15 protein-coding genes are annotated in these 14053 nt (G+C 73.3%); 11 read left to right on the plus strand and 4 right to left on the minus strand.

The window, feature by feature from the left end:
* Positions 1-4: 4 nt before the first annotated feature.
* Complete coding sequence (locus SXIN_RS02245) at positions 5-1405, minus strand: DUF6421 family protein (RefSeq protein ID WP_039820811.1); 1401 nt, start codon at positions 1403-1405, stop codon at positions 5-7.
* 360 nt (positions 1406-1765) lie between these two features.
* Between SXIN_RS02245 and SXIN_RS02250 the strand changes: the two genes are divergently transcribed.
* Complete coding sequence (locus SXIN_RS02250; RefSeq protein WP_019708120.1) at positions 1766-2449, plus strand: glycerophosphodiester phosphodiesterase; 684 nt, start codon at positions 1766-1768, stop codon at positions 2447-2449.
* 41 nt (positions 2450-2490) lie between these two features.
* Here the strand turns inward: SXIN_RS02250 and SXIN_RS02255 are convergent, their stop codons facing one another.
* On the minus strand, positions 2491-3054 hold the full coding sequence (locus SXIN_RS02255) for a GNAT family N-acetyltransferase (protein ID WP_019708119.1): 564 nt from the start codon (positions 3052-3054) through the stop codon (positions 2491-2493).
* Positions 3055-3167: 113 nt separating this feature from the next.
* Between SXIN_RS02255 and SXIN_RS02260 the strand changes: the two genes are divergently transcribed.
* The 6 genes from SXIN_RS02260 (at position 3168) to SXIN_RS02285 (ending at position 7787) form a co-directional block, all read left to right on the plus strand.
* On the plus strand, positions 3168-3560 hold the full coding sequence (locus tag SXIN_RS02260) for a VOC family protein (protein ID WP_039820820.1): 393 nt from the start codon (positions 3168-3170) through the stop codon (positions 3558-3560).
* A gap of 201 nt (positions 3561-3761) precedes the next feature.
* Positions 3762-4442, plus strand: a complete 681-nt coding sequence (locus SXIN_RS02265; RefSeq protein ID WP_095756502.1) for a DUF5134 domain-containing protein — start codon at positions 3762-3764, stop codon at positions 4440-4442.
* A 119-nt stretch (positions 4443-4561) separates the two neighbouring features.
* Positions 4562-5527 (plus strand): M56 family metallopeptidase, encoded by a 966-nt coding sequence (locus SXIN_RS02270; RefSeq protein WP_039820818.1) that lies wholly within the window; start codon positions 4562-4564, stop codon positions 5525-5527.
* Between the two features lie 34 nt (positions 5528-5561).
* Positions 5562-6293: a phosphatase PAP2 family protein gene (locus SXIN_RS02275; RefSeq protein WP_019708116.1), complete on the plus strand. Its 732-nt coding sequence runs from the start codon at positions 5562-5564 to the stop codon at positions 6291-6293.
* Between the two features lie 7 nt (positions 6294-6300).
* Positions 6301-6996, plus strand: coding sequence for an HAD family hydrolase (locus tag SXIN_RS02280; RefSeq protein WP_019708115.1), 696 nt, complete (start codon positions 6301-6303; stop codon positions 6994-6996).
* Positions 6997-7148: 152 nt separating this feature from the next.
* Positions 7149-7787: a TetR/AcrR family transcriptional regulator gene (locus tag SXIN_RS02285; protein WP_039820810.1), complete on the plus strand. Its 639-nt coding sequence runs from the start codon at positions 7149-7151 to the stop codon at positions 7785-7787.
* Here the strand turns inward: SXIN_RS02285 and SXIN_RS02290 are convergent.
* The gene (locus SXIN_RS02290) at positions 7778-9253 is read right to left on the minus strand and encodes an LVIVD repeat-containing protein (protein ID WP_039820809.1); all 1476 of its coding nucleotides are present in this window, start codon (positions 9251-9253) and stop codon (positions 7778-7780) included. The two genes, SXIN_RS02285 and SXIN_RS02290, sit on opposite strands and share 10 nt — an antisense overlap.
* 154 nt (positions 9254-9407) lie before the next feature.
* On the opposite strand from SXIN_RS02290, the gene SXIN_RS02295 reads away from it, so the two are divergent.
* Positions 9408-10058: a DUF305 domain-containing protein gene (locus SXIN_RS02295; protein WP_039820815.1), complete on the plus strand. Its 651-nt coding sequence runs from the start codon at positions 9408-9410 to the stop codon at positions 10056-10058.
* Between the two features lie 120 nt (positions 10059-10178).
* Here the strand turns inward: SXIN_RS02295 and SXIN_RS02300 are convergent, their stop codons facing one another.
* Positions 10179-10547 carry an ArsR/SmtB family transcription factor gene (locus tag SXIN_RS02300; RefSeq protein WP_019708111.1) on the minus strand — a complete coding sequence of 123 codons (369 nt, stop codon included), beginning with the start codon at positions 10545-10547 and terminating at the stop codon, positions 10179-10181.
* 120 nt (positions 10548-10667) lie between these two features.
* Here SXIN_RS02300 and SXIN_RS02305 point away from each other — a divergent pair, with 120 nt between their 5' ends.
* From SXIN_RS02305 to SXIN_RS02315, 3 genes are all read left to right on the plus strand, one after another.
* The gene (locus tag SXIN_RS02305; protein WP_039820808.1) at positions 10668-11765 is read left to right on the plus strand and encodes an NADH:flavin oxidoreductase/NADH oxidase; all 1098 of its coding nucleotides are present in this window, start codon (positions 10668-10670) and stop codon (positions 11763-11765) included.
* Between the two features lie 90 nt (positions 11766-11855).
* Positions 11856-12962 (plus strand): WD40/YVTN/BNR-like repeat-containing protein, encoded by a 1107-nt coding sequence (locus SXIN_RS02310; RefSeq protein WP_019708109.1) that lies wholly within the window; start codon positions 11856-11858, stop codon positions 12960-12962.
* Positions 12963-13019: 57 nt separating this feature from the next.
* A complete protein-coding gene (locus SXIN_RS02315; protein ID WP_039820807.1) occupies positions 13020-13697 on the plus strand; it encodes a uracil-DNA glycosylase in 678 nt (225 codons plus the stop codon).
* The last annotated feature ends 356 nt before the right edge of the window (positions 13698-14053 follow it).

The raw sequence follows: 14053 nt of genomic DNA on the forward strand, positions 1-14053 counted from the left end.
CCGCTCACGCGGCCGCCGTTCCCGGGGTTCCCGCTGCGGTGATGCCCTTCGTGGACGCGATCACACCACGCAGCTTCTTCGCGAGCGCCTCGTAGAACATGCTGAGCGGGAACTCGTCCGGAAGCACCTCGTCCACCAGCTTGCGCGGCGGCAGCGACAGGTCGAGGGCGTCGGGGCCCTTGTTCCAGACGGACCCGGGGTGCGGGGCCAGATAGGCCGAGACGAGCTCGTAGGCCGCGAACCAGTGCACGAGCTTGGGCCGGTCGATGCCGTCCCGGTAGAGCTTCTCGATCTCGCCGAGGAGCTGCTGGGTGACCTGCGGGGCCCGGTCCCAGTCGATGTGCAGGGTGTTGTCCGTCCAGCGTACGACGTCGTGCCGGTGGAGGTAGGCGAAGAGCAGCTGGCCGCCGAGGCCGTCGTAGTTCTTGACGCGGTCGCCGGTGACCGGGAAGCGGAACATCCGGTCGAAGATCACGGCGTACTGCACGTCGCGGCCCTGCGGCAGCCCCTCCTCGGCGAGGCGCACGGCCTCCCGGAAGGCGGTGAGGTCGCAGCGCAGCTCCTCCAGGCCGTACATCCAGAACGGCTGCCGCTGCTTGATCATGAACGGGTCGAACGGCAGGTCGCCGTGGCTGTGCGCCCGGTCGTGGACCATGTCCCAGAGGACGAAGGCCTGCTGGCAGCGGTCCTGGTCGGTCAGCATGGCGCGGATGTCCTCCGGGACGTCCAGGCCCAGGATGCCGACCGCGGCCTCGGTGACGGCGCGGAAGCGGGCGGCCTCGCGGTCGCAGAAGATCGCGCCCCAGGAGAAGCGGTCGGGGACCTCGCGGACCGCGACGGTCTCGGGGAAGAGCACGGCGGAGTTGGTGTCGTAACCCGAGGTGAAGCCCTCGAAGGTGATGCCCAGGAAGAGCGGGTTGTCGAAGCGCTCGCGCTCCAGGGCGGCCAGCCAGTCCGGCCAGACCACGCGGAAGACGACGGCTTCGAGGTTGCGGTCCGGGTTGCCGTTCTGCGTGTACATGGGGAAGACGGCCAGGTGCTGCCGGCCGTCCGCGCGCTCCTCCGCGGGGCGGAAGGCGAGCAGCGAGTCCAGGAAGTCCGGCACGCCGAAGCCGCCGTCCGCCCAGCGGCGCAGGTCGGTCACGAGCGCCCGGTGGTACTCGGCGTCGTGCGGCAGCAGCGGGGACAGCTCCTCCACGGCCCCGGCCACCCGGCCGACGGCCGCCTCGACGGCGGAGCGGCCGGGGGCGTTCCCGTCCGTGAAATCGATCGAGCCGTCCTTCGACTGCCGGGAACGGATCTCCTCCACGGCGGCCCGGAGCACGGGCCACGCCGGATGGTCGATCACCCGCTCAACCGTGGAAGCTGAGGCTTCCCGCTCTTCACGCACAAGAATTTCCGTCATCGCTACCCCTCAACCAGAGAAATTTCGCTTCGCTACGGTACCCACTAAAGAATCTGCTGATCAACCGGGGCTACCGGAAGACATTCGGCGAATATAGAGCACGGCCGCAAGTTTTCCCGTGTTGGACAGTACCCACGGTCACATCACTCACTCCTGCCGCTGGAGAGGCGTGGGTCACCCGCCCGGACGTCAGCCCGGCGCACCGTCCCTGACACACACGGGTGACGGGCAGGGAGACCTCCGACGCACAGCGGTGCGAACCGGCCCGCTGCCATTAGGCTGCGTGCTGGTTCACGGGGGCAGCCGTGGGTGGCTGTCCCTCTCCGGGGACGACCCCCGTCCCCGCGGATTGGAGGACTCGTGACCTTCCTCGCCATCGGACACCGCGGAGTCATGGGCGTCGAACCGGAGAACACCCTGCGCTCCTTCGTCCGGGCCGACCGCGCGGGCATGGACGTCATCGAGCTGGACCTGCATCTCAGCAAGGACGGCGCCCTGGTGGTGATGCACGACGCCGAGGTCGACCGCACGACCGACGGCAAGGGACCCATCGGCGACCTCACCCTCGCCGAACTGCGCGAGCTGGACGCGGGCCAGGGCGAGCGCATCCCCGTCTTCGAGGAGGTCCTGGACGCCGTCCGGGCACCCCTGCAGGCCGAGATCAAGGATGTGGCGGCGGCCCGTGCCCTCGCCGAGGTGATGAACCGCCGCGACCTCACCGGCCGGGTGGAGGTGCTCTCCTTCCACGACGAGGCGCTGCTGGAGATCACCCGGCTGGTGCCCGGCGTCCGCACCGCCCTCGTCGCCAGCCGCTACGGCACCGAGGTCGTCGGCCGGGCGGTGGCCGCCGGCGCGACGACGCTCGTGCTCAACATCCGCCGGCTGACCCTGGAGATCGTCGAGAAGGCCCGGGAGGCCGACCTGCGGCTCATCGGCTGGACCGTCAACACCCAGGACCATCTGCGGCTCGCCCGGGCGTTCGGCCTCGACGGCGGCACCACCGACTTCCCGGAGATCAAGCGCACCTGCCGCTTCACCGCCTGAGCGGGGGCGCCGCGCCCGGGCGCAGCGCGGGCGCGGCGCCCTCAGCCGAGGGGCTTCACCAGCAGTTCGAAGCGGAGATCGCCGCGCTGCGGAATGCCGAAGCGCTCGTCCCCGTACGGGAAGGGGCTGGTGCGGCCGGTACGGCGGTATCCGCGCCGCACGTACCAGGCGATGAGGTCCTCCCGGGCGGTGAGCACCGTCATCTGCATCTCCCGCGCGCCCCACTCCTCCCGAGCGGTCCGCTCGGCCTCGGCGAGCACCACCCGGCCCAGCCCCTCCCCCTGGAGGGCGGGGCGGACGGCGAACATGCCGAAGTAGGCCAGATCACCGCGGCGCTCCAGCTGGCAGCAGGCGACGAGGGCGCCGTCCCGCTCAGCGACGAGCATCCGGCTGTCCGCGCCCGTCACGACCTCGGCGACCCCTTCGGGGTCGGTGCGCTGCCCCTCCAGCAGATCGGCCTCGGTGGTCCAGCCGGCGCGGCTCGACTCGCCGCGGTAGGCGGACTCGACCAGCCCGACCAGCGCGGGCACGTCGGCCTCGGCCGCCGTGCGGAACTCGAGTCCGGCGGCGGGCTGGGAAGCGGTGGTTCCGGTGAGCTGGTCCATGGCGTGCGCTCTCTCTCGTGCGGGCCCGCAGGCTCCGACGAGGCTAGCAAGAGCGCCGGAACCCCCGGGAGCGGTCCGGGCGGCCGGCGGTGGCGGTGCGTAGGGTCACCGGCATGGTGCATGTACTGAGCAGCCGGATTCTGCTGCGGCCCACCGATCCCGACCGGTCGAGGGCCTTCTACGGGGACGCCCTCGGGCTCGCCGTCCACCGGGAGTTCGGGACGGGGCCCGAGCGCGGCACGGTCTACTTCCTCGGCGGCGGCTTCCTGGAGGTCTCCGGGCGCTCCGAGACCTCTCCCGCGCCCGGACCGCGGCTGTGGCTGCAGGTCGAGGACGCGGCCGCGGCCCACGAGGAGCTGTCCGCCCGGGGTGTGGAGATCCTGCGGCCACCGCTGAAGGAACCCTGGGGGCTGATCGAGATGTGGATCGCCGACCCCGACGGGCTGCGGATCTGCGTGGTCGAGATCCCCGCCGACCACCCGATGCGGTACCGGCCGGGGATCTGACGCGGGGACGGCGGGCGGGGCCGGCGCACGGGGCCGGGCCGCTTCCCGCCGTGCGCGCCCCCTCTCCCTGCGCGCGTTCCGCCCCCCGCCGCTCCCGGACGCCGTATGCCCCCGGTGCGCCCGTCGCTGCCTTCGTGCGCTCCCGTGCGGGGCGGCTCCACCGGGCAGCTTCCCGGCGTACCGGCACCGGGGAGGTGAGCCGTGCACGGACCGCCGCTGATCGGCTGGCTGCTGACCGCTCTCTGCGGGGCGAGCGCCGTCCACTGCCTGCTGCGGATGCGCGCGGGCCCGTCCGCGCGGCGCGGGGAGGCGGGGGGCGAGGCCCTGATGGGGCTCGGTATGGCGGCGATGGCCGTGCCCGTCGCGGCGGTGAGCGGTCAGGACTGGCTGCCGGCGGCGTTCGCCGGGGTGTTCGGGCTCTCCTGCGCGGTGTCGCTCGCCCTGGCCGCGGCCTCCCCGTGGAGAGGGGGCGCGGGCCTGCACCACGGCCACCACGCGGTGAGCTCCGCCGCGATGGTCCACATGGGGCTCGCCATGTCCGCCGCCCCGCACGCGGCGGGGCACGCCGGGCACGGGGCCGCCGCCTCGCAGACCGGCGGACTGCCGCTGCTCACCGGGGCACTCCTGGGGTACTTCGCCCTGTACGCGCTGTGGACCGGGCTGCGGCTGGCGCCGCTGCCGGCCGTGGTCCGGGGCGCGGCCGCGGCCGGCGCCCCCGGGGCGGCCGCCGCCGGCGGTCCTGAGGCCCCGTTGTCCGTCGTACGGGGAGCGGCCGGCGGCTCGCCGGCGAGCGGCGGGTCCGAGTCCGGGTCCGGGGACCTGCTGACCGTCTTCCGGCTGGTGATGGCGATGGCCATGGCCGCCATGCTGATGACGCTCTGAGGAGAGCGGCCTCCGGCGCCCCTTTCGCCCGGCCCGCCCCCGGATCGCGCCGGTGGCGTGCGTCACTCCGCGGCCGGCTCCGTACCGGCCGGGCGCTCCGCGCTCGTAGGCTGGCGGCCATGATGCTCCCGCTCGCGCTGATCGTCCTCGGCGGGCTCACCGCGGCCCTGGCCCCCCGTCTGCTGCGGCGTGCCGAGTGGCCGGACCGGGAACCGGTGGTCGCCCTGTGGGTGTGGCAGTGCGTCGTGGCCGCCGTGCTGCTGTGCGCCGTGCTCGCGATGGCGCTGACCGGCTCCGCCGCCTGGGAGCTCGTGCGCGGTCATGTCTTCGCGCCCGCGCCGCACGGCGTGGTCGAGGCCTACGCCTTCGGCGCGTACGGCCCCTGGTCCGGTGCGGTGGCCGTCGCGCTGGCCGGCGGGGGGCTGTGGAGCGCCGCGATGCTCGCCCGCGAGGTGCGCAGGGCCCGCGCGGAGCGCAGGCGCCGGCGTGCGGAGCTGCTCGCGCGCTCCCCCCGGCTGCCCGGTGAGCCCTCTCTGGACGAGGCGTCCCCGGGAGCGCCGGAGCCGGAGGACCGTCTCGTCGTCCTCGAAGGCGAACGCCCGGAGGCGTGGTGGCTGCCGGGCACCACGCCGCGGCTCGTCATCACCACGGCCGCGCTGCGCCGGCTGGGCCGCCGCCGGCTGGACGCCGTCCTGGCCCATGAGCAGGGTCACGCGCGGGCGCACCACGACTGGCTGCTGTACTGCTCCGGCGCGCTGGCGACGGGCTTTCCGCGGGTTCCGGTCTTCGCCTCCTTCCGGGACGAGGTGCACCGCCTGGTCGAACTGGCGGCCGATGACGTCGCCTCACGCCGCCACGGGCGGCTGACGACCGCCCTGGCCCTGGTCGAACTCAACGAGGAACGCGGCGTGTTCGGCCCCGTCCCCACGCCGCTGGCGCAGGTACCCGACCGGGTGAACCGGCTGCTGTCGGCCCGTCCGCGGCTGAGCCCCGCCCGCCGGCTGCGGCTGACGGCCGCCGCCGCGCTGGTCCCCGTGGTGCCGCTGTTGCTCGCTTTTGTACCGGGACTCAGCGCGCTGAAGTAGTTTCCGGGGGCCGATCGCGGCCAGGATGCATGTCATGCGGACGTCCTCCCCCACCGTCCCCGCCCCCACCGGCCGCCGCCCCCACCGCGCGACCGGCCATCTCTGGGCCGCGGCCCTGTGCGCCCTCCCGGCCGCCGTCCTGCTGGCGCTGGTCGCCGTGGAGTGGGGCCCGCTGCTCGCGCTCGACCGGACCGTCGCCACCGGGCTGCACGAGTCCGCCCGGGAGAACCCCGGCTTCACCCAGGCCAACCGGGTGCTCACCGACTGGGTGTGGGATCCCTGGACCATGCGGCTCGCGCTGCTGCCGGCCGTCCTGGCTCTGCTGCTGTCCCGCCGGGGCGGCGGACGGACGACCGCGCTGTGGCTGGTCGTGACCCTGCTGATCGGCTCGGTCCTCCAGCAGGGCCTGAAGTTCCTCGTCGACCGTCCGCGCCCGCGGTGGAGGGAGCCGGTGGACTCGGCGCACTACGCGGCGTTCCCGTCGGGACACGCGATGACGGCCGCGTTCGTCTGCATCCTGCTGCTGTGGCTCGCCCATCGCGCGGGTGTGCGGGGAGCGCTGATGCGGGCCGCGGCGGCCGCGGCCGCCGTGTCCGTCGCCGGGGTCGGTTTCACCCGCGTCTACCTGGGGGTCCACTGGCCCTCCGACGTGGTGGGCGGCTGGCTGCTGGGAGCGGCCGCGGCCTCCGCGGCCGTCGCCGTCCACCACCGGTACGGGGCGCAACGTACGGAAACCCTTGAACCGCCGGGGACGGCCGGGGAATGATCACCGCATGGCGATCACCGGCGTGCTCTTCGACTTCTCCGGCACCCTCTTCCGCATCGAGACCGTGGAGCGCTGGCTGCGCGTCACCCTGGACCGGCTCGGGGTCGCGGTGCCGGAGGCGGAGCTGGCGCACTGGGCGGAACGGCTGGCCAGGGCGGGCGCGCTGCCCGGGGGATCGTCCCCGCACGGCGTGCCCGAGCGTCTGGCCCCGCTCTGGGAGGTGCGCGACTGCGCCGCCGAGCACCACCGGGAACTCTTCACCGGGCTGGCGCGGGAGGCGGCGCTGCCCTGGCCGGAGGCGTACGAGGCCCTCTACGACCGGCACATGGAACCGGGCGCCTGGACCCCCTATCCGGACGCCTCCGAGGTGCTCGGGGCGCTGCGCGAGCGGGGCAAGCGGATCGCCGTCGTGTCGAACATCGGCTGGGATCTGCGCCCGGTCTTCCGGGAGCACGGTCTGGACGGCTTCGTGGACGCCTACGTGCTGTCGTACGAGCACGGCGTGGCCAAACCCGACGAGCGGCTCTTCCGGGCCGCCTGCGAGGCGCTGGACGTGACGCCCCGGGAGACGCTGATGGTGGGCGACGACGTGCGGGCGGACGGCGGCGCGACGGCGGCGGGCTGCGCCCTGGAACTGGTGGAGCGGCTGCCGGTGGCCGAACGTCCCGACGGGCTGCGCCCCGTGCTCGGCCGGCTCGGCTGAGCCGGCCCGGAATCCTTCCGAAACCGCCGTTTTCGGGCGATCCCCCGCGTCGCCCGAAAACGGCGGCGGTCTCGGAAACACCTCTGAACAGGCCAGAGGCGGCACCTCACTGAGTATATTGGCCCGGAGCCAGTCAACGCAGGAGTTACAGCATGTCCCCGCGAAGCGCATCGGTCAATGAAGAGTTGCGCCGTCGCTCCCGCGAACGGCTGCTCCAGGCGACGGTCGAACTGGTCGGCGAGCGCGGGTACGAGGCGACGACCTTGGCCGACATCGCCGACCGGGCGGGCGCGGCCCGCGGACTCGTCTCGTACTACTTCCCGGGCAAGCGGCAGTTGCTCCAGTCCGCCGTGCACCGGCTGATGCACCTGACACTGGAGGCCGCGCTGCGGCGGGAGCCGCGCACCGAGGACGGCGAGGAACTGCTCGCCCGGGCCATCGACGCCATCCTCGGCATCGCCCGCGACCACCCCACGCTGATGCGCACCCACATGGCGGGCATCCTCACCGCCGAGGGTTTCGTGCAGTGCCCGGAGCAGCAGCGGCTGGCCGTGCTGCTCCGCGACACCGTCGTCCGCTACGGCTCCAGGCACCCGGACTCGGACTATCCGCTGCTGCGCGCCCTGCTCATGGGCGCGGTGGTGGCGGTCCTGCTGCCGGGGGCGCCGCTGCCCCCGGCGCTGCTGCGATCGGAGCTGTTCCAGCGCTTCGGGCTGGAGTGGGAACTCGGTGTCCCGCCGGGCGAGGAGCCGCCCGGCGGGACGCTTCCGCGTGCCGTGGTTCAGCGGTAGTCGGGCTGCGTCTGCACGTTGAGCTCGTGCAGACGCACCCGCGCGGCGCCGGCCGTGCGGCGGTCGTCGACGCGCAGGACGTCGAAGCCCTTGGCGATGTCGTTCGAGTAGATGTGGCCGTTGTAGTAGTAGGCGGACCAGGAGCCGCCCAGGGTCAGGGTGTCGGCGGAGATGGGGCCTCGCTCGAAGTAGCCGATCTCCTTCGGCCGGGAGGAGTCGGTGAACTCCCAGACCGAGACGCCGCCCTGGTACCAGGCCTGGACCATGATGTCGCGGCCCCTGACCGGGATGAGCGAGCCGTTGTGGGCCACGCAGTTCTCGGTGTCCGCCTGGTGGCGCGGGATCTTGAAGTAGCTGCGGAACACCAGTTCCCGGTGGTGGCCCCGGCGCTTCAGGTCGTAGATGCCGTTGGCGCCGCGCTCGGGTCCGACCTCGGCGTTGCAGGTCGCGGCACCGCCGCCGCCCAGTTCGTCGGTGAAGACGACCTTGTCGCCGTCCTCACTGAAGGTCGCCGAGTGCCAGAACGCGAAGTTGGTGTTGTCCCGGACCCGGTCGATCACCCTGGGGCGCGCCGGGTCGGAGATGTCCATCAGGATGCCGTCGCCCATGCAGGCCCCGGCGGCCAGCCGCTTCTTCGGGAAGGCCGTGATGTCGTGGCAGCCGGTGGTTTCGTAACTGCTGCCCTCGGAGCCGGAGTTGCCGCCGTCCGGGAAGAGGACGGGGAAGTCGATGACCGCCGAGCGCTCCGGTGCCTTCCGCGGGACCTTGATCACCGAGATGCCGTCGTGCGGCGGTTGGCAGTCGGGGAAGTCCTCGCTCGGGAAGTACGAGGAGACGTAGACGTACACATTGCGCTTCTGCGGCACCAGCGTGTGGGTGTGCGAGCCGCAGGCGGTCTCGACGGCGGCGACGTAGCGGGGGTTCCGCTTGTCGCTGATGTCGAAGATCTTCATGCCCTCCCAGGACGACTTCTCACTGGCGGGCTGGGAGGTGCTGTTGCAGGAGTTGTCGCTGCGCGAGGAGTCGGTGGAGAGGAAGAGCAGGTTCCCGGAGACGGAGATGTCGTTCTGGCCGCCGGGGCAGAGCACTTGGCTCACGGTCTTCGGGGACCGCGGGTTGCCGATGTCGTAGATGGTGAAGCCGTCGTAGTTGCCGGCGAAGGCGTAACGGCCCTGGAACGCCAGATCGGTGTTCAGGCTGCCGAGGGCGCCCTTGCCGACACTGGCGAGGTGTTTGATGTTCTTGCTGTGGACGATCTCGTCCACACCCGGGATGTCGCCGTTCTCCATGGCCGCGCGGGTGTCGGCCGCGAGCTCCTTCGACATCCGCTTCCCGTCGGTCGCGTCACCGGGGTCGGGTGTCGCGGCCGCGGGACCTGCGGCCAGGAATGAGGCGATCAGCCCGAAGGCCGCCACCGCCACGCCCAGGCGTCTGCGCCGCACGCGGGGTATGTGCAACGACGTCACTGAGACCTCCCTCGTTTACCGTTCAACGGCGAACGGTGTGTCAACTCCGCAGTATCGCCGCCCACATGTACATCTCAACAGTGATTAACGAAGATGTGTTCGTAGCCGGTGTCCGCTCCGACCCGACCCTGGAGGTCCCGTGTTCCACCGCCGGATGACGGGCCGTGCCCGTTCGCTGCTCCTCGCGTCCACCGCGGCGGCCGCGGTACTGGCCCTCCCGGCCTGCGAGGCGGACGGTTCCGCCCCGGCGAAGGCGGACGGCGGGCCCTCCGTGGTCGCGCCGGGCAGACCGGGCGAGGCGGCCGAGACCCTCTCGGCGGACGAGGCCAGGAAGGCCGGCCGCGAGGACTCCGTCCCCAACGCCGCCGACGTGCGCTTCGTGCGGATGATGATCGTCCACCACCGGCAGGCCCTGACCATGGCCGCGCTCGCGGAGAAGCACGCGGACTCGAAGGGTGTCAAGGGGATCGCGCGGCGGATCGCGGCGGCGCAGGGCCCCGAGATCGGGGCGCTGGAGGGCTGGCTCGACCAGCGGGGCGAGCCGCGCGAGGAGAAGGAGGCGCACGGGCACGACCACGGCGCGATGCCCGGCATGGCCACGCAGGCGGAGCTCGACCGGCTCTCGGCCGCCCGCGGGGACGCCTTCGACGAGCTCTTCGTCAAGCTGATGATCACTCACCACCAGGGCGCGGTGACCATGGCCACCGAGGTGCTCAAGGAGGGGAACGACGTGCTGGTGGAGGAGATGGCCACCGGGATGAGCGTCCAGCAGACCGCGGAGATCGGGCGGATGCGGGAGCTGTGACGCCCCGGCGGGCCTGCTTTCCCGGCGGGCGGTGACGGAGAGCGGGAGCCGCCGCTCCCGTCCGTCCCCGCCGTGTCCGTCCCCGCCGCGTCCGTCTGCGCCGCGCCGGACCGCGCAGCCTCAGTCCTCGCCGCGCCCGTCGTCCTCGTGGAGCCGGCCCGCCTGGAGTGCGGCAGCCCGGAGCAGGCTGTCGAGCAGGCCCGGGAAGAGTGCGTCGAGATCGTCGCGGCGGAGGCCGTTCATCTTGGCCGTCCCCCGGTAGCACTGGCTGATCACGCCGCTCTCGCGCAACACCCTGAAGTGGTGCGTGGTCGTGGACTTGCTGACGGGGAGGTCGAAGAGCGAGCAGGACAGCTCCTCCTCGGCGGTGGCGAGACTCCGGACGATGCGCAGCCGCATGGGGTCGGAGAGCGCGTGCAGCACGCCTTCGAGCCGGATCGCGTTCCGTGGCGGATGGTCCAGGGTGCGGCTCGGTGCGGGGGTGGTCACGGCGGCTCCTCGGAACGACGGGCTCCCCATTGTACGAAGACTCTCGTAGTTTGACATCCACCGTACTACGATGCCTATCGTACGAACCGTCCCGACCGCCGACTCCGCCCGGAGGCTGCCGTGAGCCGTTTGTTCACCCCGTTCACCCTGCGTTCGCTGACCGTCCCCAACCGCGTGTGGATGGCCCCGATGTGCCAGTACTCCGCGGCGCACACCGGACCCGGCGCGGGAGTGCCGGGCGACTGGCACGCCACGCACTACGCCTCGCGCGCCGTGGGCGGCACCGGCCTCATCCTCGTCGAGGCCACGGCCGTCAGCCCGGAGGGCCGGATCAGCCCCGGGGACCTGGGACTGTGGAACGACCGCCAGGCCGAGGCATTCCGCCGCATCACGCGTCTTCTCGAGGACCAGGGCACCGTCCCCGGCATCCAGCTCGCCCACGCCGGGCGCAAGGCGTCCACCGCCCTTCCGTGGCAGGGCGGCGCCCCGCTGTCCGCCGCGGAGGGCGGCTGGCGGCCGCTCGGCCCGAGCCCGCTGCCGTTCGACGAGGGACATCCGGTGCCGGCGGAGCTGTCGGCCGGGCAGATCGACGAGGTGGTGCGGCAGTTCGCCGAGGCCGCCCGGCGGGCCCTGGCCGCCGGCTTCCGGGTGGCCGAGGTGCACGGGGCGCACGGCTACCTCATCGGCGAGTTCCTGTCCCCGCACAGCAACCGGCGCACCGACGCCTACGGCGGCTCCTACGAGAACCGCGTCCGGCTCGCCCTGCGAGTGGTGGACGCGGTGCGCGAGGTGTGGCCCGACGGCCTGCCCGTCCTCTTCCGGGTCTCGGCGACGGACTGGCTCGCGGAGAACGGGGCGGACGAGCGCGCGGGCTGGACGGTGGACGACACCGTGCGGCTGGCCGCGGACCTCCGGGCGCACGGGGTGGACCTCCTGGACGTCTCCAGCGGCGGCAACGCCCCGCGGGTGCGCATCCCCACCGGGCCCGGCTACCAGGTGCCCTTCGCCGAGCGGGTGCGGACCCGGACGGGGATGCCGGTCGCGGCGGTCGGCGAGATCACCGGGGCGCGCCAGGCGGAGGAGATCCTCACCGCCGGCCGGGCCGACGCGGTGCTGCTGGGCCGGGAACCGCTCCGCGACCCCTACTTCGCCCGGCGCGCGGCACGGGAACTGGGGGCCGCCGCGCCCGTCCCCGTTCCGTATCTGCGGGCGGGCTGACCTGGTACGGCGCCGTGGCGGAGCGCCGTTGTCAGTGGGCCGGTGCAGACTGTGACCCACGCAACACGACCGCGTTCCGGAGGTGCCGAGATGACCGACGTCCTGCTCGCCGTGGGGACCCGCAAAGGACTTTTCCTCGCCCGCCGGCGGAGCTCCGCCGGCGGGAAGGCCGGGGAGTGGGAGTTCGACGGCCCGCACTTCAACGCCCAGGCGGTCTACTCCATCGGCATCGACCAGCGGCCCGGCGGTACCCCCCGGCTGCTGGTCGGCGGCGACAGTTCGCACTGGGGCCCGTCCGTCTTCCGCTCCGACGACCTCGGCGCCACCTGGCAGGAGCCCAAGCGCCCGGCCGTCCGCTTCCCGGAGGACACCGGTGCCTCCCTGGAGCGGGTCTGGCAGTTGCAGCCGGCCGGTCCGGCCGAGCCCGGCGTGGTCTACGCCGGCACCGAGCCGGCCGCGCTCTTCCGCTCGGAGGACGGCGGCGAGACCTTCGAGCTGGTCCGCCCCCTGTGGGAGCACCCCACCCGCGACCGGTGGGCGCCGGGCGGCGGCGGGGAGGCCGTGCACACGGTCCTCACCGACCCGCGCGACCCTCGCGCGGTGACGGTCGCGGTGTCCGCCGCGGGCGTGTTCCGTTCGCTGGACGGCGGTGCGAGCTGGGATCCGTCCAACACCGGGATCTCGGCCGTCTTCATGCCCGACCCTCACCCCGAGTTCGGGCAGTGCGTCCACAAGATCGCCCGCGATGCCGCCGACCCGGACCGGCTCTATCTGCAGAACCACTGGGGCGTCTACCGCAGCGACGACGCCGGGGCCCGGTGGACCTCCATCGGCGACTCCCTGCCCTCGGACTTCGGTTTCCCCGTCGTCGCGCACCCCAGCCGCGGCGACGTCGCCTACGTCTTCCCGCTCAACGCCGACGCGGACCGGGTGCCGGCGGAGCGCCGCTGCCGGGTCTTCCGCACGGAGGACGCGGGCAAGAGCTGGCAGCCGCTCTCCACGGGCCTGCCCGAGGCCGCGCACTACGGCCCGGTCCTGCGGGACGCGATGTGGTCCGACGGCGCCGACCCGGCCGGGATCTACTTCGGCAACCGCAACGGCGAGCTGTACGCGAGCGCCGACGAGGGCGAGAGCTGGCGTCAACTCGCCTCCCATCTCCCGGATGTGCTCTGTGTCCGGGCCGCGGTGATCGGCTGAGCCGGATTGCCGGGAGCGGCAACGAGCCTGTGTGGGGAGCCAGTAGAGTGACCGCCCGTGGCTGCACGACCATTGAACGAGATCGTCGAACCGGGCTGGGCGAAGGCCCTCGACCCGGTCGCCGGGCAGATCGCCGCGATGGGGGACTTCCTCCGCGCGGAGATCGCCGCCGGGCGCACCTACCTGCCCGCCGGGCCGAATGTGCTGCGCGCCTTCCAGCAACCCTTCGACGAGGTACGGGTCCTGATTGTCGGCCAGGACCCCTATCCCACACCCGGGCACGCGGTGGGGCTGAGCTTCTCCGTGGCGCCCGAGGTCCGTCCGCTCCCCGGCAGCCTGGAGAACATCTTCCGGGAGCTGCGGAGCGACCTCGGAGTGGAGCGGCCCTCCAGCGGCGATCTGACCCCCTGGACCCGGCAGGGCGTGCTCCTGCTCAACCGGGCGCTGACCACCGCGCCGCGCAGACCCGCGGCGCACCGCGGCAAGGGCTGGGAGGCCGTCACCGAACAGGCCATCCGGGCCCTCGCGGAGCGGGGCCGCCCGCTGGTGGCGATTCTGTGGGGACGGGACGCGCGCACCGTGCGCCCGCTGCTCGGCCCGCTCCCGGCGGTGGAATCCGCGCACCCCTCCCCCATGTCCGCCGACCGCGGCTTCTTCGGCTCCCGCCCGTTCAGCCGCGCCAACGACCTCCTCGTACAACAGGGCGGCCAACCGGTCGACTGGCGTCTGCCCTGACGTGCGGCGCGGGGGCGGGGGTCCGCTGCCGCGCACGGCGCCATGGCGGCCACCGCCGGCGCCGCCCGCCCGGCGTGGCCGGTGCGGCCCTCCGGTCCTCCGGCGGGCCGTGCGGTTCCGGGTGTGGTGCGCCGAGGGCGGGCGGCCTGCCTTCCGCGGCCGTGGAGCCGCCTCCTGCCGCGCCGCGTACGGAGTCCGGCTCCGCTCTTCCCCCGTGTCCCGCGCGTGCCCCGAGCCGGCGGTTCACGGCGCTCGCCGGCGTGCCCTCCGGTGCCGCCGCGGTCACGGGCCGCGGAGAAGGGAGCGGAGCGTGAGTGAAGCCCGGGGGGCCGACGCGGCCCCCGGCGTCCCCGGCC

The organism is Streptomyces xinghaiensis S187, from assembly GCF_000220705.2.
GTDB classification, from domain to species: Bacteria; Actinomycetota; Actinomycetes; order Streptomycetales; family Streptomycetaceae; genus Streptomyces; species Streptomyces xinghaiensis.

Bases quoted from the DNA above. Each gene is read 5' to 3' on its own strand.
- SXIN_RS02245 (WP_039820811.1), bottom strand. From the start codon at position 1,405: ATGACGGAAATTCTTGTGCGTGAAGAGCGGGAAGCCTCAGCTTCCACG.
- SXIN_RS02255 (WP_019708119.1), bottom strand. From the start codon at position 3,054: ATGGACCAGCTCACCGGAACCACCGCTTCCCAGCCCGCCGCCGGACTC.
- SXIN_RS02260 (WP_039820820.1), top strand. From the start codon at position 3,168: ATGGTGCATGTACTGAGCAGCCGGATTCTGCTGCGGCCCACCGATCCC.
- SXIN_RS02270 (WP_039820818.1), top strand. From the start codon at position 4,562: ATGATGCTCCCGCTCGCGCTGATCGTCCTCGGCGGGCTCACCGCGGCC.
- SXIN_RS02275 (WP_019708116.1), top strand. From the start codon at position 5,562: ATGCGGACGTCCTCCCCCACCGTCCCCGCCCCCACCGGCCGCCGCCCC.
- SXIN_RS02280 (WP_019708115.1), top strand. From the start codon at position 6,301: ATGGCGATCACCGGCGTGCTCTTCGACTTCTCCGGCACCCTCTTCCGC.
- SXIN_RS02285 (WP_039820810.1), top strand. From the start codon at position 7,149: ATGTCCCCGCGAAGCGCATCGGTCAATGAAGAGTTGCGCCGTCGCTCC.
- SXIN_RS02295 (WP_039820815.1), top strand. From the start codon at position 9,408: ATGACGGGCCGTGCCCGTTCGCTGCTCCTCGCGTCCACCGCGGCGGCC.
- SXIN_RS02310 (WP_019708109.1), top strand. From the start codon at position 11,856: ATGACCGACGTCCTGCTCGCCGTGGGGACCCGCAAAGGACTTTTCCTC.